19 protein-coding genes, 1 tRNA gene and 1 pseudogene are annotated in these 21,700 nt (G+C 69.9%); 4 read left to right on the forward strand and 17 right to left on the reverse strand.

Going from position 1 to position 21,700, the window contains the following annotated elements; all coding sequences use genetic code 11:
- Window positions 1–14: 14 nt before the first annotated feature.
- From glyA to PV410_RS17010, 14 genes are all read right to left on the reverse strand, one after another.
- Window positions 15–1,316, reverse strand: coding sequence for a serine hydroxymethyltransferase (glyA, locus tag PV410_RS16945; protein ID WP_500325354.1), 1,302 nt, complete (start codon window positions 1,314–1,316; stop codon window positions 15–17).
- Between the two features lie 180 nt (window positions 1,317–1,496).
- Window positions 1,497–2,129: an arsenate reductase/protein-tyrosine-phosphatase family protein gene (locus PV410_RS16950; RefSeq protein WP_499514033.1), complete on the reverse strand. Its 633-nt coding sequence runs from the start codon at window positions 2,127–2,129 to the stop codon at window positions 1,497–1,499.
- Window positions 2,126–2,773, reverse strand: coding sequence for an L-threonylcarbamoyladenylate synthase (locus PV410_RS16955; protein WP_500325356.1), 648 nt, complete (start codon window positions 2,771–2,773; stop codon window positions 2,126–2,128). The genes PV410_RS16950 and PV410_RS16955 overlap by 4 nt, the downstream gene beginning before the upstream one ends.
- Before the next feature lie 31 nt (window positions 2,774–2,804).
- Window positions 2,805–3,650, reverse strand: coding sequence for a N5-glutamine methyltransferase family protein (gene prmC / locus PV410_RS16960; RefSeq protein ID WP_499514031.1), 846 nt, complete (start codon window positions 3,648–3,650; stop codon window positions 2,805–2,807).
- 16 nt (window positions 3,651–3,666) lie between these two features.
- Window positions 3,667–4,755, reverse strand: coding sequence for a peptide chain release factor 1 (prfA, locus tag PV410_RS16965; RefSeq protein ID WP_499514030.1), 1,089 nt, complete (start codon window positions 4,753–4,755; stop codon window positions 3,667–3,669).
- Between the two features lie 114 nt (window positions 4,756–4,869).
- Window positions 4,870–5,094 carry a 50S ribosomal protein L31 gene (rpmE, locus tag PV410_RS16970; protein ID WP_431965655.1) on the reverse strand — a complete coding sequence of 75 codons (225 nt, stop codon included), beginning with the start codon at window positions 5,092–5,094 and terminating at the stop codon, window positions 4,870–4,872.
- A 123-nt stretch (window positions 5,095–5,217) separates the two neighbouring features.
- Window positions 5,218–6,342, reverse strand: a complete 1,125-nt coding sequence (locus PV410_RS16975) for an LCP family protein (protein ID WP_500325359.1) — start codon at window positions 6,340–6,342, stop codon at window positions 5,218–5,220.
- Window positions 6,343–6,612: 270 nt separating this feature from the next.
- Window positions 6,613–8,544 carry a transcription termination factor Rho gene (gene rho, locus PV410_RS16980; RefSeq protein WP_500325360.1) on the reverse strand — a complete coding sequence of 644 codons (1,932 nt, stop codon included), beginning with the start codon at window positions 8,542–8,544 and terminating at the stop codon, window positions 6,613–6,615.
- Between the two features lie 398 nt (window positions 8,545–8,942).
- Window positions 8,943–9,866: a homoserine kinase gene (gene thrB / locus PV410_RS16985; RefSeq protein WP_500325362.1), complete on the reverse strand. Its 924-nt coding sequence runs from the start codon at window positions 9,864–9,866 to the stop codon at window positions 8,943–8,945.
- A gap of 260 nt (window positions 9,867–10,126) precedes the next feature.
- Window positions 10,127–11,215 carry a threonine synthase gene (thrC, locus tag PV410_RS16990; RefSeq protein WP_500325364.1) on the reverse strand — a complete coding sequence of 363 codons (1,089 nt, stop codon included), beginning with the start codon at window positions 11,213–11,215 and terminating at the stop codon, window positions 10,127–10,129.
- A 7-nt stretch (window positions 11,216–11,222) separates the two neighbouring features.
- Window positions 11,223–12,572: a homoserine dehydrogenase gene (locus PV410_RS16995; RefSeq protein WP_500325366.1), complete on the reverse strand. Its 1,350-nt coding sequence runs from the start codon at window positions 12,570–12,572 to the stop codon at window positions 11,223–11,225.
- 126 nt (window positions 12,573–12,698) lie between these two features.
- Window positions 12,699–14,090 carry a diaminopimelate decarboxylase gene (gene lysA, locus PV410_RS17000; RefSeq protein WP_500325368.1) on the reverse strand — a complete coding sequence of 464 codons (1,392 nt, stop codon included), beginning with the start codon at window positions 14,088–14,090 and terminating at the stop codon, window positions 12,699–12,701.
- Between the two features lie 19 nt (window positions 14,091–14,109).
- Window positions 14,110–15,087 (reverse strand): ArgS-related anticodon-binding protein NrtL, encoded by a 978-nt coding sequence (gene nrtL, locus PV410_RS17005; protein WP_500325370.1) that lies wholly within the window; start codon window positions 15,085–15,087, stop codon window positions 14,110–14,112.
- A gap of 76 nt (window positions 15,088–15,163) precedes the next feature.
- On the reverse strand, window positions 15,164–15,595 hold the full coding sequence (locus PV410_RS17010) for a response regulator (RefSeq protein ID WP_500325568.1): 432 nt from the start codon (window positions 15,593–15,595) through the stop codon (window positions 15,164–15,166).
- A gap of 237 nt (window positions 15,596–15,832) precedes the next feature.
- Here PV410_RS17010 and PV410_RS17015 point away from each other — a divergent pair.
- Both PV410_RS17015 and PV410_RS17020 read left to right on the forward strand, forming a co-directional pair.
- Window positions 15,833–15,904 (forward strand) — tRNA-Arg (locus tag PV410_RS17015).
- Window positions 15,905–16,243: 339 nt separating this feature from the next.
- Complete coding sequence (locus tag PV410_RS17020) at window positions 16,244–17,812, forward strand: DUF8426 domain-containing protein (protein ID WP_500325569.1); 1,569 nt, start codon at window positions 16,244–16,246, stop codon at window positions 17,810–17,812.
- A 128-nt stretch (window positions 17,813–17,940) separates the two neighbouring features.
- Here the strand turns inward: PV410_RS17020 and PV410_RS17025 are convergent.
- Window positions 17,941–18,240, reverse strand: a pseudogene (locus tag PV410_RS17025) (tyrosine-type recombinase/integrase); the annotation flags it as partial.
- 118 nt (window positions 18,241–18,358) lie between these two features.
- Here PV410_RS17025 and PV410_RS17030 point away from each other — a divergent pair.
- On the forward strand, window positions 18,359–18,919 hold the full coding sequence (locus PV410_RS17030) for a DUF2326 domain-containing protein (protein ID WP_500325372.1): 561 nt from the start codon (window positions 18,359–18,361) through the stop codon (window positions 18,917–18,919).
- Between the two features lie 189 nt (window positions 18,920–19,108).
- Here PV410_RS17030 and PV410_RS17035 read toward each other — a convergent pair whose 3' ends face one another.
- A complete protein-coding gene (locus PV410_RS17035) occupies window positions 19,109–19,957 on the reverse strand; it encodes a hypothetical protein (protein ID WP_500325374.1) in 849 nt (282 codons plus the stop codon).
- A 666-nt stretch (window positions 19,958–20,623) separates the two neighbouring features.
- Window positions 20,624–21,280, reverse strand: coding sequence for a hypothetical protein (locus PV410_RS17040; protein WP_500325375.1), 657 nt, complete (start codon window positions 21,278–21,280; stop codon window positions 20,624–20,626).
- 95 nt (window positions 21,281–21,375) lie between these two features.
- Here PV410_RS17040 and PV410_RS17045 point away from each other — a divergent pair, with 95 nt between their 5' ends.
- The gene (locus PV410_RS17045) at window positions 21,376–21,648 is read left to right on the forward strand and encodes a hypothetical protein (protein WP_500325377.1); all 273 of its coding nucleotides are present in this window, start codon (window positions 21,376–21,378) and stop codon (window positions 21,646–21,648) included.
- Window positions 21,649–21,700 lie beyond the last annotated feature (52 nt).

The raw sequence follows: 21,700 nt of genomic DNA on the forward strand, positions 1-21,700 counted from the left end.
CTGTGAAGCGCGTCTCAGCCGGGGTACGGAGGGAAGCCCTCGACCAGTTCCGCGACCTCGCCCGCCAGTCCCCGCTCCTCCCGCAGCGCCCGCACGATCAGGTCCGCGACCTGCGGCATCTGCTCCTCGCCCATCCCCTGGGTGGTCACCGACGCGGTGCCCAGACGGATGCCGGAACCGGCCGCGCAGGGCTCCGTGTCGTACGGCAGCGTGTACTTGTCCAGCACGATCCCGGCGGCCGCGCACAGCCCGCGGGCGCGCATCCCGGTGACCCCCAGGGCCGAGACGTCGGCGGCGATCAGGTGCGTGTCCGTGCCGCCGGTGGCGATGCGCAGGCCGCGCGCGGCGAGCGCCCCGGCGAGCGTGCGGGCGTTGGCGACGACCTGGTGCGCGTAGAGCGCGAACTCCGGCCGCGCCGCCTCCGCGAGGGCCACCGCCTTCGCCGCGACGGCGTGCATGTGGGGGCCGCCCTGCGAGAACGGGAAGACCGCCCGGTCGATGCGCCGGGCCAGGTCCGCGCCGCACAGGACCAGCCCGCCGCGCGGGCCGCGGAGCGTCTTGTGCGTGGTGGCGCACACCACGTCCGCGTACGGCACCGGGTTGGGGGCGGCCCCGCCGGCGACCAGGCCGAGCGTGTGCGCGGCGTCCACTATCAGGTACGCGCCGACGTCGTCCGCGATCTCCCGGAAGACGGCGTAGTCGATGTGCCGGGGGTAGGCGATGCCGCCGCAGACGATCGCCTTCGGGCGGTGGCGGTGGGCCAGGACCCGCAACTGCTCGTAGTCGATCAGGCCGCCCTCCTCGAAGGTTTCGCCCCGCGTCACCCCGTAGCCGGCGAAGCGGAACCAGCGGCCGGAGAAGTTCGACTCGGATCCGTGGGTGAGGTGGCCGCCGTGGGCCAGCGACATCGCCAGGACGGTGTCACCGGGGACCAGGAGGGCCGCGTAGGCGGCCAGCACGGCCGAGGAGCCGGAGTAGGGCTGCACGTTCGCGTGCGCGGCTCCGAACAACCGTGTGGCCCTTTCGACGGCCAGCCGCTCGGCCAGGTCCACCAGCTCGCACCCGGCGTGGTGGCGGTGACCGGGGTAGCCCTCGGCGTACTTGTTGGCGAGCGGCGAGCCGAGCGCCGTCAGGACGGCCGGGGAGGTGAAGTTCTCGCCGGCGATCAACTGCAGGCACGAGGCCTGCCGCTGGGCCTCCCCGAGGAGGATGTCGGCCAGCTCGGGGTCATGGGCGCGCAGCTCGTCGAAGCCGCGGCCCCAGGCCGGGAGCGTGGGGGTGACTATGTGGGGTGAAGACGCTTCCGCGGTGGGCATGGCGGCGCTCCCGGGGGCGGCTGGGAAGGTTCTCACCTGCCACTGTTGCACCCTTCCGGACATTTCGCGCCGCGTTGTGCTCCACCGGGGGCCGGGTTTCCGCCAGGGGCCGCGCCGCCGTGCCGCGGCAGCCGCCCCGAGGGCCACGTGCGTCGTGCTGAAACCTTCCGCCCGGGGCGGTCAGGCGGTGGGCGCCGGCATCCCGGTGAGCGCGGTCAGGACGGGGTCCAGCGCGTCGTGGATCTCCTCGCCGATGCTGCGGAAGAACGTCAGCGGGGCGCCGTACGGGTCGTACACCTCGTCCGCGTCGGGGGTGGGCGCCAGCAGCCACCCGCGCAGGGCCGCCGCGGCGCGCACCAGGGACCGCGCGCGCTCGGTCACGCTGCCCTCCGGCAGCGTCGCCGGGTCTATCGCCTTCACCAGCCGGGTGAACTCCTTGAGCGTGAAGGTGCGCAGCCCCGCCGCGTGCCCCATGGAGATCACCTGGGCGCGGTGGTCGCGGGTCGCGGTCAGAACGAGGTCGGCGTCGATCACGTGGTCGTCGAGGAGTTCGCGGCCGAGGAACCCCGTGGGGTCGGCGGCGTACTCCGCGAGCACCGTGGCGGCGTGCGCCTCCATCGGCGAGCCCTCGTGCCCCCAGGTGCCGGCGCTCTCCACGACGATCCCCGCGGCGCCGTCACCGAGCCGCAGCGTCAGCTCGTGCCGGGTCAGCCGCTCGGCCATGGGCGAGCGGCAGACGTTGCCGGTGCAGACGTGGAGGATGCGGAACGGGCGCTCGCCGTGATCCCACTGCCCGGGTATGGGCGGTGTCAATTGCCGACCTCCAGGTCGGGGACGACCTCACGGAGCTGCTCCGCGCTGATCGCGCCCGCCCGCAGCAGGACGGGCACCTTGCCGGTGACGTCCACGATCGAGGACGGTACGGCCGCGGGCGTCGGGCCGCCGTCGAGGTAGATCGCGACGGAGTCGCCGAGCATCTCCTGCGCCGCGTCGCAGTCCTGCGGGGAGGGGTGACCGGTCAGGTTGGCGCTGGAGACGGCCATCGGGCCGGTCTCGGTCAGCAGTTCGATGGCGACCGGGTGCAGCGGCATGCGGACGGCCACGGTGCCGCGGGTGTCCCCCAGGTCCCACTGGAGCGACGGCTGGTGACGGGCGACGAGGGTGAGGGCGCCCGGCCAGAAGGCGTCGACCAGCTCCCAGGCCTGCTCGCTGAAGTCGGTGACCAGGCCGTGCAGGGTGTTCGGGGAGCCGACCAGGACGGGCGAGGGCATGTTGCGGCCCCGGCCCTTGGCCTCCAGCAGGTCGCCGACGGCCTCGGTGTTGAACGCGTCCGCGCCGATCCCGTAGACGGTGTCGGTGGGCAGCACCACGAGCTCGCCGCGGCGTACGGCGGACGCGGCCTCGCGCAGTCCGGCAACCCGGTCCGTCGCGTCCGAGCAGTCGTAACGCCGTGCCATCAGCAGACCTCCATGACGTGTGGCGCCGTGGTCACGGCGTCGCCTTGCGGGCAGTGGTGAACCGGGGACGGTTGTTGAGGTCGGGGTGGTCGGCGGCGTCCGCCCAGCCGGCCTCCTCGGTGAAGATCCAGGGCACCTGGCCGCCCTGGGTGTCGGCGTGCTCGATGACGACGACCCCGCCCGGCCGCAGCAGCCGGTGCGCGGTGCGCTCGATGCCGCGGATGGTGTCCAGGCCGTCCTCACCGGAGAACAACGCCATCTCGGGGTCGTGGTCGCGGGCCTCCGGCGCCACGTGCTCCCACTCGGTGAGCGGGATGTACGGCGGGTTGGAGATCACCAGGTCCACCTGGCCGTTGAGGTCCTGGAAGGCCTCCAGGGCGTTGCCCTGCCGCAGGTCGACCTTGCTGCCCTCGACGTTCTTGCGGGCCCACACCAGCGCCTCGTCGGACAGCTCCACCGCGTGCACCCGGCTGCGCGGCACCTCCTGCGCCAGGGCGAGCGCGATGGCGCCCGAACCGGTGCACAGGTCGACGATGAGCGGCTCGGCGACGTCCATGGCGCGCACGGCGTCTATGGCCCACCCGACGACCGACTCGGTCTCCGGGCGGGGCACGAAGACCCCGGGGCCCACCTGGAGCTCCAGGTACCGGAAGAACGCGCGGCCCGTGATGTGCTGCAGCGGCTCGCGGGCCTCACGGCGGGCCACGGCCTCCCAGTAGCGCGCGTCGAAGTCGGCGTCCGCGACGGTGTGCAGCGCGCCGCGCTTCACCCCGTGCACGTACGCCGCGAGCTCCTCGGCGTCGAACCGCGGCGAGGGAACGCCGGCGTCGGCCAGCCGCTGGGTCGCCTGGGCGACCTCGGCGAGCAGCAGGTTCACGTTCTCCGCCTCCGGTTCAGCTTCCGTCGCCCGCGGCAGCCAGCTTGGCGGCCGAGTCGGCGTCGACGCAGGCCTGGATCACCGCGTCCAGTTCCCCGTCGAGGACCTGGTCCAAGTTGTACGCCTTGAAGCCGACGCGGTGGTCGGAGATGCGGTTCTCCGGGAAGTTGTAGGTGCGGATGCGCTCGCTGCGGTCCACCGTCCGCACCTGGCTGCGGCGGGCGTCGGAGGCCTCGCGCTCGGCCTCCTCCTGCGCGGCGGCCAGCAACCGGGAGCGCAGGATGCGCATCGCCGACTCCTTGTTCTGCAGCTGGCTCTTCTCGTTCTGGCAGGAGACGACCAGCCCGGAGGGCAGGTGGGTGATGCGCACCGCGGAGTCGGTGGTGTTGACCGACTGGCCGCCGGGGCCCGAGGAGCGGTAGACGTCGATCCGCAGGTCGTTGGCGTTGACCTCGACCTCGACCTCGTCGGCCTCGGGGGTCACCAGCACACCGGCGGCGGAGGTGTGGATCCGGCCCTGCGACTCGGTGGCCGGCACGCGCTGGACGCGGTGCACGCCCCCCTCGTACTTCAGCCGGGCCCAGACGCCCTGGCCGGGCTCGGTGGCACCGTTGCCGCCCTTGGTCTTCACCGCGACCTGGACGTCCTTGTAGCCGCCGAGGTCGGAGGCGTTGGCGTCGATGATCTCGGTCTTCCAGCCCTGGCGCTCGGCGTAGCGCAGGTACATGCGCAGGAGGTCGCCGGCGAACAGCGCGGACTCCTCGCCGCCCTCGCCCGCCTTGACCTCCAGGATCACGTCCTTGTCGTCGCTGGGGTCACGCGGGACGAGCAGCAGCCGCAGGCGCTCGGTGAGCTCCTCGCGCTGCTTCTCCAGCTCCTTCACCTCGGCGGCGAAGTCGGGGTCGTCCGCGGCCAGTTCGCGCGCGGTGCCGATGTCCTCGCCGGTCTGCTTCCAGCCGCGGTAGGTGCCGATGATGGGGGTCAGCTCCGCGTAGCGCTTGTTGAGCTTGCGCGCGTTGGCCTGGTCGGCGAAGACCGCCGGGTCGGCAAGCTTCTTCTCGAGGTCGGCGTACTCGCCGATCAGTTCCTCGACCGCCTCGAACATCAGGATCCCTGCTTCTGGAAGGGGTGAACGCCGGTGTACCAGCCTGGGACGACAAAGCGCCGGTCCGGCCGCCGGAGGATATCCGGGCAGCCGTGGACCGGCGCTTTCGGGTCGCTACTTCTTGGCGGACCCGGCCGCCTTGCCGAAGCGGGCCTCGAAGCGGGCCACGCGGCCACCGGTGTCGAGGATCTTCTGCTTGCCCGTGTAGAACGGGTGGCACGCGGAGCACACGTCGGCGCGGATGACGCCCTCGGTGACGGTGCTGCGGGTGGTGAACGAGTTGCCGCAGGTGCAGCTGACCTGCGTCTCCACGTACTCCGGGTGGATGTCGCGCTTCAAGGGATTCTCCTAGTGTTCGGGAGGGTCCCGGGTCGTGCTGCGGGCTTGCGTCACGTGAACCGGGGCCGACGTACCAGTCTGCCAGCACTGGCCGCATCTGCCCAAACCGGGGTCCGCGGCGATCTATTCCGATCCCGTCGCGGACGGCTGCGAGGAGCTCCTGACCACACCGTTCGTGTCGACGTCATCACCCGCCGAGCCCTTCGTGGCGGACCTGGGGATCGGCTTGTCGGCCCGTAGCGCGGCCCAGACCTGCTCGGCCTGGTCGGGGATCGGCAGGACGCGGTTGGGGTCGGCGGGGTCGTAGCGCACCGGCATGGTGACCATGTTGATGTCCTTGGAGCCCAGGTCCTTCAGGCTCTCCCCGAGGCCGACCAGCTTCTTCACCGACGCCAGCTCCGAGTCGGTGGTGATGGCGCCGGTGGCGGTGTCGGCGATCTCGTAGAGCCGGGTCGGCGAGCTCAGCAGCCCGATGCTGTTCACCCGGTCCACCAGGGCGCTGAGGAAGGCCTGCTGCAGCCTTATCCGGCCCAGGTCGCTGCCGTCCCCCACCCCGTGACGGGTGCGGACCAGGCCGAGGGCCTGCTTGCCGTCGAGGTGGTGCGTGCCGGCCGGCAGGTGCAGATGGCTCCGGTTGTCGCTGATGGCCTGGCTGGTGGTGACGGTGACGCCGCCGAGGGCGTCGATGAGGTGCTGGAAGCCGGAGAAGTCGACCTCGATGTAGTGGTCCATGCGGATGCCGGTCATCGTCTCGGCCGTCTTGACCGCGCAGGCCGGGCCGCCGATCGAGTACGCCTCGTTGAACATCTCGCCCCGGCGGGGCGGGGCCGTGCCGCCGCCGGGCTCGGCACACGCCGGGCGGTCGACGAGGGTGTCGCGGGGGATGCTCACCACGCTCGCCCGGTGGTGCCCCTGGTAGACGTGGACGATCATCGCGGTGTCGGAGCGGGCGGTGCCGTCGTCCTGGCCGCCGCCGGCCTTCTGGTTGCTGCCGGAGCGGGAGTCGGAGCCGAGGACGAGGATGTCCATCGAGCCGTTGTCGACGTCGGCCGGCCGGTCGCGTCCGAGGAGGGCGTTGATGTCGATGCCCCTGATGTTGCCGTTGAGCTTGAGGTAGAGGCAGCCGACGGCGGTGGTGGCCAGCAGGAGGAACGTCGCCACGACCCAGGCGGTGATCCGCAGGGCCCGTCGGCGGGGGCTGCGCCGGCGTCGCCGGGCGGCTCGTCCGTCGTCCGCGTGATCGGCCATCGGCTCCTCTGTCCTGATCGGCTCCTCATGGTTGGGGTACCCGTTCCCGTGCCCGATCAGGCACGGGAGAGGTGCCCGCACAGGGCAATGACAGCGGGTCCGGGAGCGCCCCGCCTCGGGACGCGCCGGATCCGCCGCAGGTGAGAGCCATCCGGTCGGTGCCGCGGGCGGGCACGAGCGGCCGCGCACGAGCGGCCGGGGACGACGGAAGGCCGGTCCCGTCACCGAAGTGACGGGACCGGCCTCCTGGGCCGTGCCGACGCCGGGGCGTCAGTCGTTGTTGCCGCCCGGGGTGGTCTTGGCGATCTGCATCAGGAACTCGGCGTTGGACTTGGTCTGCTTCATCTTGTCCAGCAGCAGCTCGATCGCCTGCTGCGAGTCGAGCGCATGCAGCACCCGGCGCAGCTTCCAGACGATGTTCAGCTCGTCCGGAGCCAGCAGGATCTCCTCCTTGCGGGTGCCGGACGGGTCGACGTCCACCGCGGGGAAGATCCGCTTGTCGGCGAGCTTCCGGTCGAGCTTGAGCTCCATGTTGCCGGTGCCCTTGAACTCCTCGAAGATCACCTCGTCCATGCGCGAGCCGGTCTCGACCAGCGCGGTGGCCAGGATGGTCAGCGAGCCGCCGTCCTCGATGTTGCGCGCGGCACCGAAGAAGCGCTTCGGCGGGTACAGCGCGGTCGAGTCGACACCACCGGACAGGATGCGGCCGGAGGCGGGCGCCGCGAGGTTGTACGCGCGGCCCAGACGGGTGATGGAGTCCAGCAGGACGACGACGTCGTGGCCCAGCTCCACCAGCCGCTTGGCGCGCTCGATGGCGAGCTCGGCGACGGTGGTGTGGTCCTCGGCGGGACGGTCGAAGGTCGAGGAGATGACCTCGCCCTTCACCGACCGCTGCATGTCGGTGACCTCTTCCGGACGCTCGTCGACGAGGACGACCATCAGGTGGCACTCGGGGTTGTTGCGGGTGATCGCGTTGGCGATGGCCTGCATGATGATCGTCTTACCGGTCTTCGGCGGGGCCACGATCAGGCCGCGCTGGCCCTTTCCGATCGGGGCGACCAGGTCGATGATCCGGGTGATCAGCTGGCCGGGCTCGTTCTCCAGCCGCAGCCGCTCCTGCGGGTACAGCGGGGTGAGCTTGCCGAACTCCGGACGGCCGCGGCCGCTCTCCGGCGCCATGCCGTTGACGGAGTCCAGGCGCACCAGGGCGTTGAACTTCTCGCGGCGCTCGCCGTCCTTCGGCTGCCGGACGGCACCGGTGACGTGGTCACCCTTGCGCAGGCCGTTCTTGCGGACCTGGGCGAGCGAGACGTACACGTCGTTCGGGCCGGGCAGGTAGCCCGAGGTCCGGATGAACGCGTAGTTGTCGAGGATGTCGAGGATGCCCGCGACCGGGATCAGGACGTCGTCGTCGGCGACCTGCGGCTCACCCGCGAAGTCGTCGCGGCGGTTGCCGCCCCGCCCGCGGCGGTCGCGGTAACGGCCCCGGCGCCGGCGGCCGCTGCCGTCGAACTCGTCGTCGTCCTGGTGGCCGCCGCCCTGCGGACCGCCGCCCTGCTGCTGGCCCTGGGGGCCGCCGCCCTGCTGCTGACGCTGCTGGCCGCCGTCCTCGCCGCCCTTGCGGCGGTCGCGCTGACGGTCCCGCTGACGGTCGCGGCGGCTCTCGCGGCGCTCGTCGCCGCCCTTGGCGTCGCCGGACCTGCCCTCGGCGCTGTCCACGGCGGCCTCGGCACGGCCCTCGGCGGACTGCTCGGCCTTGGCGGACTCCGCCTTGGCCTTGGCCGCGGGTGCGGTCTTCTCGCCGGCCGGCTGGCCGGGGATCTCGATCTGCTTCGGCTGCTGCTCGGCGCCCTGGTTCCCGGCCTCGGCGGATTCACCCGTACGGGTGCGCGAGGTCGCCCGGCGCTTCGGCTTCTCGGCGGCGGGCGCGCCCTCGGAGGCGGTGGCCTTGGCGCCGCTGCCGGACTGCGCGGCCTTGATGGTCTCGATGAGCTGGCTCTTGCGCATCCGCGCGGTGCCCTTGATGCCGAGACCGGAGGCGAGCTGCTGCAGCTCGGCCAGGACCATGCCGTCAAGACCGGTACCGGCGCGGCGGCGCCGCGCGGCGGGGGCAGTGGCAGCACCGGTGGCAGGCGCGGCAGCATCGGACGCGGCGACAGGGCTGTCTGCGCGTACGCCCATCAGATCGGTGGTGTCGCTCACGAAGGGTCCTTCCCTGGAGCGGACGTCGGCCTGTCTGGCTCGGCGACCGGTCGTGCTGTCCGGATCCGGTCCTTATCACTTACGCCGGACCCGGGGCGGTGGTCCGCCTGATGGCGGAGGAAATGATGTGGAACAAAAAAACACAGTTACCGGCGAGGTGAGAGTCCACTCTCGGGTGAAACGTCACCCGCGCCGTCTCCGGAGCGTGCTCGGCACTGCCCAGGCAGGCTGCCTATGCGGTGTGGGAGGCTCCCGGAAGAATGGGCGGTCCCGATGCGGGACACAAGGCACCGGGACAACAGGTCCAGCAGGCGGGCGCCTGAGTCCACGGGTGCAGCAATGAGATTAACACTACCGGATCCAACAAACATTCCCCCTCTCTACGACCGGCAATCGTGTCACTGCCCCACAGCGAGCGGCAGCACACTCGCCCCCGCCGCGTCGAGGGCCAGGCGGTTCGCCGCCCACCCCTCGGCCGCCAGCCGGGAGACCTTGTCGGCGGTGTCCTCGTCCGCCAGCGCCAGCACCGTGGGTCCCGCACCCGAGATGACAGCGGGGACGCCCTCGGCGCGCAGCCGGTTCACCAGTGCCGTGCTCTCCGGCATCGCGGGCGCCCGGTACTCCTGGTGCAGCCGGTCCTCGGTGGCGGGGAGCAGCAGGTCGGGGCGCCGGGTGAGGGCCTCGACCAGGAGTGCGGCGCGTCCCGCGTTGACCGCGGCGTCCACGTGCGGGACGGTGCGCGGCAGCAACCCCCGGGCGGTCTCGGTCAGCACCGGCCTGCCCGGCACGAAGACCACCGGAACGACCGACTCGCAGGGGTCCATACGGACCGCGTGGGCGGCCCCGCCCTCGGTCCAGGCCAGTGTGAAGCCGCCGAGCAGACAGGCGGCGACGTTGTCCGGGTGGCCCTCGATCTCGTTGGCCAGTTCCAGCAGCGCGGCGTCGTCGAGCTTCTCCTGCCCGCCTATCGTCACCGCGCGGGCGGCCATGATGCCCGCGCAGATGGCGGCGGAGGAGGAACCGAGGCCGCGGCCGTGCGGGATGCGGTTGGCGCACACGACCTCCAGGCCGCGCGGCTGACCGCCGAGCAGGTCGAAGGCGGTGCGCAGGGACCGTACGACCAGGTGGTTCTCGTCGCGGGAGAGCGAGTCGGCGCCTTCGCCGGCAATGTCGACGTGCAGACCGGAGTCGGCCACCCGGACCACGACGTCGTCGTAGAGTCCGAGCGCCAGGCCGAAGGCGTCGAAGCCCGGTCCGAGGTTGGCGCTGGTCGCGGGGACCCGCACTCGGACGGCGGCGGCGCGGAAGGCTGGTCCGGCCATCGTTCGATGACTCTCCTTGTTTCCAGGGCGTTTCTGCCTCGCGATGCCGCGGCATCGTTGCCGTACGGCGGCGAGGACTTGGGGGACCGTACCAAGGGGATCCCGCGAGGAGGATGCCAATGGCATGGGCCAGAACGGCGTGCGGCGGCGCCGGTGTGGGGCAAGCCTATCGAAGGAAGGTTCTCCTGCGACATAGGGCGCACGGACAGCGCGTGATGCGTGTCGCGTGCGGTTCCGTGCGCCCCTGTCGTCCCGTGGGGTCAGAGCAGCCCGAGCCGGTCCGCGGCGGTGTCGGCGTCCACCGGGACCGTGATGGGCTGCGGCGCGCCGGCGACCGCCCAGTCGGGGTCCTTCAGGCCGTTGCCGGTGACGGTGCAGACGATCCGCTGGCCAGGGTCGACCGCGCCCTGCTCGGCGGCCTTCAGCAGCCCGGCGACGCTCGCGGCGGAGGCCGGCTCGACGAAGACGCCCTCCTGCGCGGCGAGCAGCCGGTACGCCGACAGGATCTGACGATCCGTCACCGAGTCGATCAGGCCCCCGGATTCGTCCCGCGCCTCCTCGGCGAACTGCCACGACGCCGGGTTGCCGATCCGGATCGCGGTGGCGATCGTCTGCGGCTGGCGCACCGGGTGGCCCAGCACGATCGGCGCGGCGCCGGCGGCCTGGAAGCCCCACATGCGCGGATTGCGCGTCGACACGCCGTCCGCGCGGTATTCGCGGTAGCCCTTCCAGTAGGCGGTGATGTTCCCGGCGTTGCCGACCGGCAGCACATGGATGTCCGGCGCGTCGCCGAGCGCGTCCACGATCTCGAAGGCGGCGGTCTTCTGGCCCTCGATACGGGCCGGGTTCACCGAATTGACCAGCGCCACCGGGTACTTGTCGGACAGGCCGCGGGCCAGGTCCAGGCAGTCGTCGAAGTTGCCGTCCACCTGAAGGATGCGCGCCCCGTGCACCAGCGCCTGGCCCATCTTGCCCAGCGCGATCTTGCCCTGCGGCACCAGGACGGCGCACACCATCCCGGCCCGCACCGCGTACGCGGCGGCCGAGGCGGAGGTGTTGCCGGTGGAGGCGCAGATGACCGCCTGCGCGCCCTCCTCCTTCGCCTTGGAGATCGCCATGGTCATGCCGCGGTCCTTGAAGGAGCCGGTGGGGTTGGCGCCCTCCACCTTCAGGTACACGTCGCAGCCCGTGCGCTCGGACAGCACCTGGGCGGGGACCAGCGGGGTCCCGCCCTCCAGCAACGTGACCACGGGGGTCGCCGCGCCGACCGGGAGCCGCTCCCGGTACTCCTCGATGAGGCCGCGCCACTGGTGGGTGGCCGGCACGCGGCCGGCAGACACTGCGTTCATCGCTGGATTACTCCCCTTCCACACGCATGATGCTGGCGACGCCCCGGACGGTGTCGAGCTTGCGCAGCGCCTCGACGGTCGCCGCGAGCGCCGCGTCCGGCGCCCGGTGGGTGACGACGACGAGCGACGCCTCCCCGCCCTCCCGTCGCCCGCCACCACCCTGCTCGACGACGACTCCGTCGCCGCCGCCCGGATTCCTTCCCTGCTGACGAACGGTGTCGATCGACACCTGGTGCTCGGCGAAGACCGTGGCCACCTGGGCCAGGACACCCGGTTTGTCCGCCACGTCCAGGCTGATGTGGTACCGCGTCACCACGTCACCCATCGGGCTGACGGTGAGCTGCGCGTACGCCGACTCCCCCGGCCCGGTGGTGGCGGCCAGCTTGTTGCGGCAGGTCGCCACCAGGTCGCCCAGCACCGCGGAGGCCGTCGGCGAGCCGCCCGCCCCGGGGCCGTAGAACATCAGCTGGCCGGCGGCCGCGGCCTCCACGAAGACCGCGTTGTACGCCTCGCGCACGCTGGCCAGCGGGTGCGTCAGCGGGATCATCGCCGGGTGGACGCGGGCGGTGACCGAACGGCCGTCGGCGCTGCGCTCGCAGATCGCCAGCAGCTTCACCGTGCAGCCCATCTTCTTGGCCGAGGCGATGTCGGACGCGGTGACCTCGGTGATCCCCTCGCGGTGCACGTCGTCGATGGTCACCCGGGTGTGGAAGGCGATGCCCGCTAGGATCGCGGCCTTGGCGGCGGCGTCGAAGCCCTCCACGTCGGCGGTCGGGTCGGCCTCGGCGTAGCCCAGCGCGGTGGCCTCGTCCAGCGCCTCGGAGTAGCCGGCGCCGGTGGTGTCCATCTTGTCGAGGATGAAGTTGGTCGTGCCGTTGACGATGCCCAGCACCCGGTTGACCTTGTCGCCGGCCAGCGACTCGCGCAGCGGGCGGATCAGCGGGATGGCGCCGGCGACCGCGGCCTCGTAGTAGAGGTCCACCCCGTGCTCGACGGCCGCGGCGTGCAGCGCGGCGCCGTCGGCGGCCAGCAGCGCCTTGTTGGCGGACACCACGCTGGCGCCGTGCTCGAAGGAGGTGGTGATCAGGGAGCGGGCGGGCTCGATGCCGCCGATCACCTCGACGACCACGTCGATGTCCCCGCGTTTGACCAGGGCGGTCGCGTCGGTGGTGAGCAGCTCGGCGGGCACGCCCGCGCGCACCCGGTTGGGCCGCCGTACCGCGATGCCGGCGAGCTCCACCGGTGCGCCGATCCGCGCGGCGAGGTCGTCCGCGTGCGTCGTCATGATGCGCGCCACCTCTGAGCCGACAACACCACAGCCCAGCAGCGCCACCTTCAGCGGACGCGTACGCATCATCCGACCTCGCTTCGCGGTTTACGGCTTTTCAAGCCTCTTGGACGGTCCCAGTCTCACGCACCGGACGGAAGTTTCCACGTGCTGTCCGGATCGCGAGACCGGTCTCCTTCTATGTGAGATTTCACGTCAGCCGACGTCGAGACGCAGGAGATCTTCTTCCGTCTCGCGCCGGACGATCACCCGGGCCTCGCCGTCCTTGACGGCGACCACCGGGGGGCGCAGGGCGTGGTTGTAGTTGCTGGCCATCGAGCGGCAGTACGCACCCGTCGCCGGCACCGCCAGCAGGTCGCCGGGCGCCAGGTCGGCGGGGAGGAAGGCGTCGCGCACCACGATGTCGCCCGACTCGCAGTGCTTGCCGACGACCCGGCTCAGCATCGGCTCGGCGTCGCTCGACCGCGACACCAGCGCGACGCTGTACTCGGCGTCGTACAGCGCGGTGCGGATGTTGTCCGACATGCCGCCGTCCACGCTCACGTACGTCCGCAGGCCCTCCAGCGGCTTGATCGTCCCCACCTCGTACAGGGTGAACGCCGTCGGGCCCACGATCGCCCGGCCCGGCTCGACCGACAGCCGCGGGACGGCGAGCTCCGCGCCCCGGCACTCGCGGGAGACGATCTCCCCCAGCGACTTGGCGATCTCGTGCGGCTCGCGCGGGTCGTCGTCCGGGGTGTACGCGATGCCGAGGCCGCCGCCGAGGTCGATCTCGGGCAGCTCCACCCCGTGCTCGTCGCGGATCTGCCGCAGCAGGCCGATCACCCGGTGCGCCGCCACCTCGAAGCCGGAGGTGTCGAAGATCTGCGAGCCGATGTGCGAGTGGATGCCGACCAGTTCGAGCGAGTCCAGGCGCAGCACCCGGCGCACCGCCTCGGCCGCGTCCCCGCCGCCCAGGGAGAAACCGAACTTCTGGTCCTCGTGCGCGGTGGCGATGAACTCGTGGGTGTGCGCCTCGACGCCGACCGTGACGCGGACCTGCACCCGCTGCCGCCTGCCCAGCTTCTGCGCGGCGTCCGCCACCCGGACGATCTCCTGGAACGAGTCCACCACGATCCGCCCCACCCCGGCCTCGACGGCCTGGCGGATCTCCTCGGTGGTCTTGTTGTTGCCGTGCAGCGCGATCCGGTCGGCCGGCATCCCCGCGGACAGCGCCACGGCCAGTTCCCCGCCGGAGCACACGTCGAGGTTGAGCCCCTCCTCGTTCAGCCAGCGCACCACGGCGCGGGACAGGAACGCCTTGCCCGCGTAGAAGACGTCGGCGTCCGCGCCGAAGGCCTCGCGCCAGGCACGGCAGCGGGCCCGGAAGTCGGCCTCGTCCAGGATGTAGGCGGGGGTGCCGAACTCCTCCGCGAGGCCGCGGACGTCCAGTCCGCCGACGGTGGCGACGCCCTCGGCGTCGCGGGTGACGGTACGGGCCCAGACCCGGGGGTCCAGGGTGTTCAGGTCGGCGGGCGGCGCCGCGTAGTGACCCTCGGGGAGGACGTCGGCGTAACGGGGCCCGGCGGGGTGTGCGGAACGGCTCATCGTCTCGTGCTCTCTGCTCTCACAGGTGTCGGGGGGCGCTGATGCCGAGCAGGGTCAGGCCGTTGGCGAGCACGGTCCCGGCGGCGTCGGCGAGCGCCAGGCGGGCCCCGTGAACGGCCGAGGGTTTCTCCTCGCCCTTCGGCAGCGCCGGGCACTCGTCGTGGAAACGGAGGAAGGCATCGGCCGTGCGCTCCAGCAACCGCGCCACCCGGTCGGGTGCGCCGTGCCGGGCAGCGGCCTCCACGGTGCGGGGGAAGTCGGCGATCAGGCCGAGCAGTTCGGTCTCCGCGGGATCCCGGCGGCCGGATTCGGCGCCGGGTTCCAGGCCCAGGTCGTGGGCATTGCGCAACAGGGCCCGGCTTCGGGCGTGAGCGTACCGGACCCGGAACAGGGGGTTGTCCTCGCGCTGCGCCAGGTGCGCCGCGGGGTCGGTGCGGGGGGCGTCCTCGGCGGGCGGGCGCAGCAGCGCCCAGGCGGTGGCGTCGGCGCCGAGGCTGCCGGCCAGCTCGTCCGGCGTCTCCCGTACGGGGTACGGCCGCCGCGCGGGCGGCTCGATGCCGGTGGCCGCGTGGAGCCGGCGGAGGGCGGCGGCGTAGGCGTCGGCACGGCCCTCGCCGCTGGGTGCGGGGAGGGCCGCGGCCTCGTGCTCCCCCACCCCGTAGCGGTGGCCCTGCTCGCGTACGAGATCGACGAGGGCCTCGTGGGACTCCCCCTGGAGGGTGATGTTGAGGAACCCCGGTGCGGCGACGTCCACCCGGGCGATGCCGGGGGCGGCGGCGAGCCGGCGGCCGATGACGTCCGCGACGGCGAGCGGCGCGACGCCGGTCAGGGGGGCCAGCTGCAGGGCCACGTTCGTGGCGTAGTCCCCGCACCCGGGCCGCGGCGGCCTGCGCACGACGACCCGCTCGGGCACCGGGCCCGCGAGGCTGAGCTCGTCGGCCTCCACGGCACGACGGACCGTGGCGAGCACGGTGCGGGAGAGCTCAGCGGGGGTCACAGACGCAAGCGTAGGCGAGGAGGGGGGTACCGACGCGAACGGGTTTCACCCTTTGGTCATCCCTGGTCACCCGCCGTCAGGCAGTGCCCGGGGTGCCCGCCGACGCGCCTTGCTGGGGTGCGTCGACGTCCTTGTCGACGAGCCCGCGCACCACGCTGAGCAGCTCGCCGGGCTCGAAGGGCTTGCTGAGGAAGGCGTCCACCCCGGCGGCGACGCCGCGCTCCACCTCGGCCTGGGTGCAGGCGCTGACCACGACGATCCGCACGTCACGGGTGCGGGGGTCCGAGCGGAGGCGGGCCGCCGTCCGTATCCCGTCCAGCCGCGGCATGACGACGTCCAGGGTCACCACATCGGGGCGCACCTGCTGCACCACGTCCAGGCATTCGGCACCATCGGCCGCGGTCACGACCTCGAAGCCCTCCAGCTCGAGGTTGACCCTGATCAGCTGCCGGATGACCTTGTTGTCGTCGACGACAAGCACCCGGCCGGACTCGCCCGGCACATTCAGAGCCTAGGCGCGCCGGATCGGATGCGTCCGCGTTTTCCCCATTCCTTCCCCGACCGGGGGACCCCGCACCGGTGCGCCGGACACGCGCCGCCGCCATGGGCTATGCCACCGGCACGCGGCGCGGGGCACGCCCGCCACCCCCTCCCCACCAGCAACCCGCCTCCCCGGAAACCCTGTACACGGACACCCCTTCCAGGCTGGTAAGGTTTCACCCGTCGCCGCCACAGCGGCCGACACGCCCCCGTAGCTCAGGGGATAGAGCAACGGCCTCCGGAGCCGTGTGCGCAGGTTCGAATCCTGCCGGGGGCACCTCGCACGAGGTGCCAAAAGACCCCGCCACCAGCCAAGACGCTGAGTGCGGGGTCTTTGCGTAGGCGCAGGCGTGTGCCGCCGAAGGTGGCTGTAAGACAGGGTCTGTGGACTATCCGTGGACGGGATCTTGGGGCGTCATTAGGTGACACCCCTGCCGAGGAGGCCCCAGCGAGTTGGATCACATGAGGCTCTCGCAGATCAGTGGAGCGCAACCCGTGGGAAGGCCCTCGGCGCCAGCTGGCACCTATACAAACCCGGGGAATAGCCGAACCACTCCGACATCGCCGGGCGCTCTGCCAGTACGGTAGCCCCCGCCGAATCTCTGGGGGAGTGAACATGGTGCAGGCTTGGGTAGTTCGAGCAGGACGGGGCGGCGAGCGGGCAGACGCAGCGCTTCGCGAAGGACTCGCCATCGCCGGCTGGAGCGAAGTCGGTGACCTTAGCCAAGTGCCGAACCGGGACCAGATGCGCAGGGTGGTCGCGGAGACTTACCCGGAACTCAGCGCCCAGGTCATCGGTAACTGGACGGGGCAACTCTGGAGGTTTCGCGAGGAGATAGCCCTTGGCGACCTCGTCATCACCCCTGTGGGAGGCCGCCGGCTCGCCGCGGGTCGAGTGGCGAGTCCCTATCAGTACCGCCCGGATGCAAACCCAGCCTTGCGGCACGTTCGGCGGATCCATTGGATCCGCACCGACATCGACCGGGACACCGTTCAGCCGGACCTGCGTGACAGTCTCGGTTCGCTTCTTACTGTGTTCGAGCTGAGCCGAAACGAGGCCGCCGAGCGCATGGTCAGTGTCGCCGAGCACGGCGTGGACCCAGGAGCGTCTGATGCCTCTCTCATCGCGACGAAGCTTGCCTCTCCAGAGCGCCTGGAGGAGTTCGTCCGAGAGTCAGTCGCAGAGGGAAGGCCAGTCAGTCTCACGATCCGGAATTTGCTCGCGATCTGGGGCCACAGCCATCGAAGGCTGTCCGTCGTGGACGAAATCCGAGCAAGTCTCGACGCCCTCGGCCTGTCAACCAATCCACCGTTCTCCGAGGGCAGCATCAACAGCACGGTCAACGTTGTCCCCGTTGGCGTGGAACCCGATGCGGGCATCCACGTCCCCACGGCTCAAGAGCTGCCTCCGGCAACGAATACGGATGACCAACCCGTGACATTTCGGATACGGCAGCTGCCCTCTGCTGATATCGCTTCGTCGCTCACTTGGGTGGGGCCAGATGACGACCTAAGGCGCGCGACAACCCTTATGGGTCTCAATAACTTCTCGCAGTTGCCCATTTTGGATGCAGACAGGCGGCTCCGGGGCGCGGTAAGCTGGGAAACCATTGGAATGGCTTATCTTTCCAACCCTGCTCCGACCCTGACGGACGCCACGACCCGCCAGGTGCGCGAAGTCGACGGCGAAGAGGATCTACTTGAATGGATCCCTGAGATCTATCGCCTGGGATCTATATTCGTCCGGGACGCCGAGCGAAGGATTATCGGTATCGTCACCACTGCAGACCTCACGTCTCAACTCGGCAGCCAGCTCCGCCCATTTCTCCTCATTGCCGAGATTGAGCGTCGACTGCGGCGCATCATCGACCGGGCACTTCGGCATCAGAGGATTACGCTTGATCAAATTCGAAATCAGTTGCGAGGCAACCGCCGTACACGGGTCCACGAAGCGCGACACCTCACGCTCGGTGAATATCCCTGGATACTTGAATCACGAGCGACGTGGGATCAGCTCGGCTGGGGCATCGATCAGAACCTATTCGTGGATCGCCTTCGCGTTGCAGCTAGCTTCCGGAATGATCTCATGCATCTAAATCCTGACCTGGATGCCGAGGCGGAAGATGAGTTGCTCCCCCTTCGCGGCCTGTTGACAATGCTTCGGGCGCTTGACCCAGAGGCATAGAACGGCTGGCGGAGCACCTCATATTAAGAGCCCACGGACAAGCCATGGAGGGGGCTCGGCAGGTACCTCGGGTGCGACTGAAACGACGAGACCCCTGGACGGGGTTGCCGCTCAGTCGAGGAGGTGCGCTACTCGTACTCGCGAAGTAGATCCTCGATGCGCCGGTTCGCAACTTCCTGCCGCCCGTCGATGCACTTCGCGTACCGACTCAGCAGCACCTCCACGCTGTTGCCCGCCCGTTCGGCAACCTCGGTCGCGTCCACACCGGCGTTCAGCCACGTCGACAGCGCCGAGTGCCGCAGGTCGTAGGGTCGCCGGGCGAGGGGCGATGCGGCCACCACCGGCGGCAGCGCCAGCAGGCGAGCCTCCTGCCAGGCCCGGTAGTAGGAGGACGAGGAGACCACTCCCCCACTCTCGCTGAAGAACAGGGAAAAAATCAAGAGTCTCACGAATTCGAGAAACTCCATTCTCGCGGTTCTTGACGCCGGCGGGGCACTCGAAGAGCTCGCGGCTCTGCAGAACGAGTGTGCCCAGGCTGCGGCTCGCGTGTCTGAGGTGGAAACGGCACTTCAAAACGCACGCGACCTGGCGCAAGCCATGGAAGATATTCGGCTTGCAAAAGCCCAGCTCCGCCAGGAGACGGCGCGAGATCTCGCCGTCAATAGAGGAAAGCTCGATTCCATTGCAACGCGATTCGACCGCTTGTTGCAGGAGCTATACGGAGTCGGCGGGGTCTTGACCGCAGAGGTAGACGATCTCGGCTACAAGTTCACGATCCGCGTGTCCACCTCGGCCAGCGGAGGTGTGACTCGCATGCAACTGCTCTGCTTCGATCTCACTTTGATGGCAGAAGGCTCAGACGGCAACCATCACCCTGGGTTCTTGATTCACGATTCAGTCGTCTTTGATGGAGTTGACCCCCGCCAGATTGCAGCGGCTCTGTCGCTTGTGAAGCAAACAGTCTCGGATACTGGCAGTCAGTACATCTGCACCATGAATAGCAACGACGTGCCAGTTGCCATTGGTAACGAAGACGGGTTTCTAGACGGAGTGAGGAGAGTCGTCCTCGACACCGAAGAGGGTGGAATCCTTGGAACATCGTTCTGAGGATGTCTTCCTAGCGACCTGGTGAGCGTCCTCCCGGACCACGAGGTCACCATGGTGCGCGGGCCAAACATGAGTAGATGGCCGCCGGGCTCCGTGATGGTGAGCTCGGCACCTTCCCCGCGCTGGATCGAGCTTCCTATCCCGCGACCTTGGGAATGTGTGTGTCAGGAGGAGCTCCAAAGACGTGCCTCATGGTGCGTGAATGGCCTCTGGTGACGGGTACAGAGTGGCCAGGGCTTCAGCCGTGTTGCACAGGCTCCACAGGTCGCGGGCAAAGTGCCCCATGACGGTAATGCCAGCAGAGTCGTTGGCGTTCGCCGGCAGTTTCCAGGGGTTGCGCCTGTCCTCGCTGAGGAGCAGCCTGGCGGCCTGCTCGGCTTCCGTGGCCGGGGTTTTCGTGAGCCAGGGCAGACCGCAGCCCGTCACTTGGGGGCGTACCTCGTCGTTAAGAATCTTCCATTGGGACACGACCCTGACGTGCCATGTCCGCATCAGCCCCCATTGCCGCCCCTCACTGGGCAGCTCTGACCAGCTGGTCGGCCTGGGCCTGCGGGGTCTGGGCCCGGCATTCTTCAACAGGTCCGTGAAGTTGTTGATCAAGCCGGCGGTGGCCTCGGCTCTCTCGGGGTTCGGCTGGAGGCGAAGCTCGCGCAGCTCCACCTGCATACGGAGAAGCGTGTCGGCCAGGTCAGCGGTGCTCGCCACGTTGAAGGCGTCGAGTAGGGCGCGCTGGAAGTCTGCGATCTCTTGGATGGCAGATTCGCGGGCTCGTCGTGTTTGGCGTGCGTCTGATTGGGCGTTGCCTAGATGGCTGAGGACGAGCAGAGCGGTGGGGACTCCGAAGCACAGGGAGGTGAGACTGGAGGCGAGGTTGATGAGGAAGCCGTGGCCTTCCCACCAATTGGTGTGGTCGAGCCAGAGGCCTCCGCCGGTTAGGGCGGCTCCGACAAGGATCAGGATGATGCTGAAGCGTCGGATCAGGCGAGGTGTGCTCGTCCACCACTGGCGTGCTCTGGCCATCCGTCCCTGTTGCGCCATCGTTCCCCCTCGCGACCGTGTGATGAGGGGACGTTAGCGCAAGTCCGTCCGTCGAACTCAAACCCGCCCACCACCACAGCCCCTAATCCTGGCCGGTCCACGAAGGCTGGCAGCCTGATGCTCTTCCAACAGGTGGTCACGGCCCCGATGGCTGTGGGAGTGCACCTACCGGCACATCTGGTGGAAATCGGCTGACCGGCTGCACGAACTATGGGAGTTCTGCCCGTCGCCGTAGCTGTCCGCTGACATCCAATGCTGACATCAACGACCACGGACGACCTCGGATCAGGTCGGCTGCTGGGAACCCGACTCCGTCGGCGGCCACATGGTTTCGGCAGGTACCCCGAGACTCGGATCGAACTTACAAGGCGCGTGTCAGCCGAGTCGTGCGCGTAAGTGCGGTAGGTCAGGAGCAGATCATTATTTCGACTGAGCTTCATTCGTGGGAACCGTCCGACCAGAGGCTATGTAGTCGAGTACTCGTCGCCGCTCAGGTTGACCCAACGGTAAGCGAGCGCTCCGAAGAAGCGGGCGGAGGATGAGCGACTACTCGGGGAGTGGAAGGACGCCCACGCAGCAGAGCGGGAGGGCTGCCGGGAACGGCTCGCGGTAGCCGCGTAGGTTGACACGCAGATGCCCCGCGACTTGGGCGGGGGCATCGTGCGCTCAATCCTTCTTCGCCATAGTGTCGACGGAAGACGTTTGCCCGCCGAGTCCGGCAAGCCGGTTCAGCTCGTCCAGGCCATGGTTGCAGCACACCCCGCACACTAGGCGGCGCCGCTTGGGCTGCTTCGGGGCAGGAATGTTGAAGGGTAGGCGGCTCCCGTCGCCCCGGCTTCGTAGGTCATGGCCACACTCGGCGCACAGCAGGCCCATCGGGCCAGCCTGCTTGACGGTCCAGGCCGGCCAGTCAGCCGCGTATGCGGATACCGCCACGAACGTCATGCCGTCGGCACGGGGCTGGCAGTAGACGAACTCAAATCCCGGCGCATCGTCGGGAACCTGGTCGATCCACTTCTGGAACGATGGCATCCGCCGTACCAGGTGCCGGAGGTCCGCCGTAGCGACGCGGACCTCCTCGCCCTGCCGGGGCTTCTGAGTAGGCGAGTTGGCCAGGGGCGGGCGGAAGGCCGTGACCATCTGGTGAGGGATCTCCAGAAGGGACAGATCGTCGGCGATCTCAGCGGCGGTGGCCTTCCACTCGCCGCAGTCGCGCTCGCGCCACATTCCCAGTCCGCCGCCGCCGAGCCTGCCGCAGGCCCGCACGGTCCCGATGATCCGCCGCTGAGCGGCCCGCTCTTCCTCGGAGAGCTTTGCAACCATTCCTCTGTCCTCGCTGCCCGGTGGTGCGGTCGGTGGTCACGAACCCTAACGATGGCCGAGCCCCAATGTCAGTGCCTTGCCATAGCGTCCCCGGCATGCCTGAGATCACGATCCCGCAGAACCTCGTCGCCCTGCAGCGTGCCGTGGATGCGGCGCGGGCCGCTGTCCGTGAGCGTCACCGTGCGTGCGGGCCGGTGCTGGGCTGGGACGCGGAGACGCGAGCCGACGGCATCCGGCTGCAGGACGCTTGGCGCCAGGCGGCCGAGGCGCTGCAAGCCGCGGTCGAGGAGGACGGGCGGGAGATCGGCGACAGCTACAAGTACCGGATCGCTCTCAGGGCAGCGCCGAGGGACGGCGAGGATGGCTGAGCCCGACCTGACCCAGGTTGCAACGTCTCCAGCGTCCACGGGCTGCACGGTA

Origin of the sequence: Streptomyces sp. PA03-5A (assembly GCF_033792725.1) — a bacterium.
GTDB lineage: Bacteria > Actinomycetota > Actinomycetes > Streptomycetales > Streptomycetaceae > Actinacidiphila.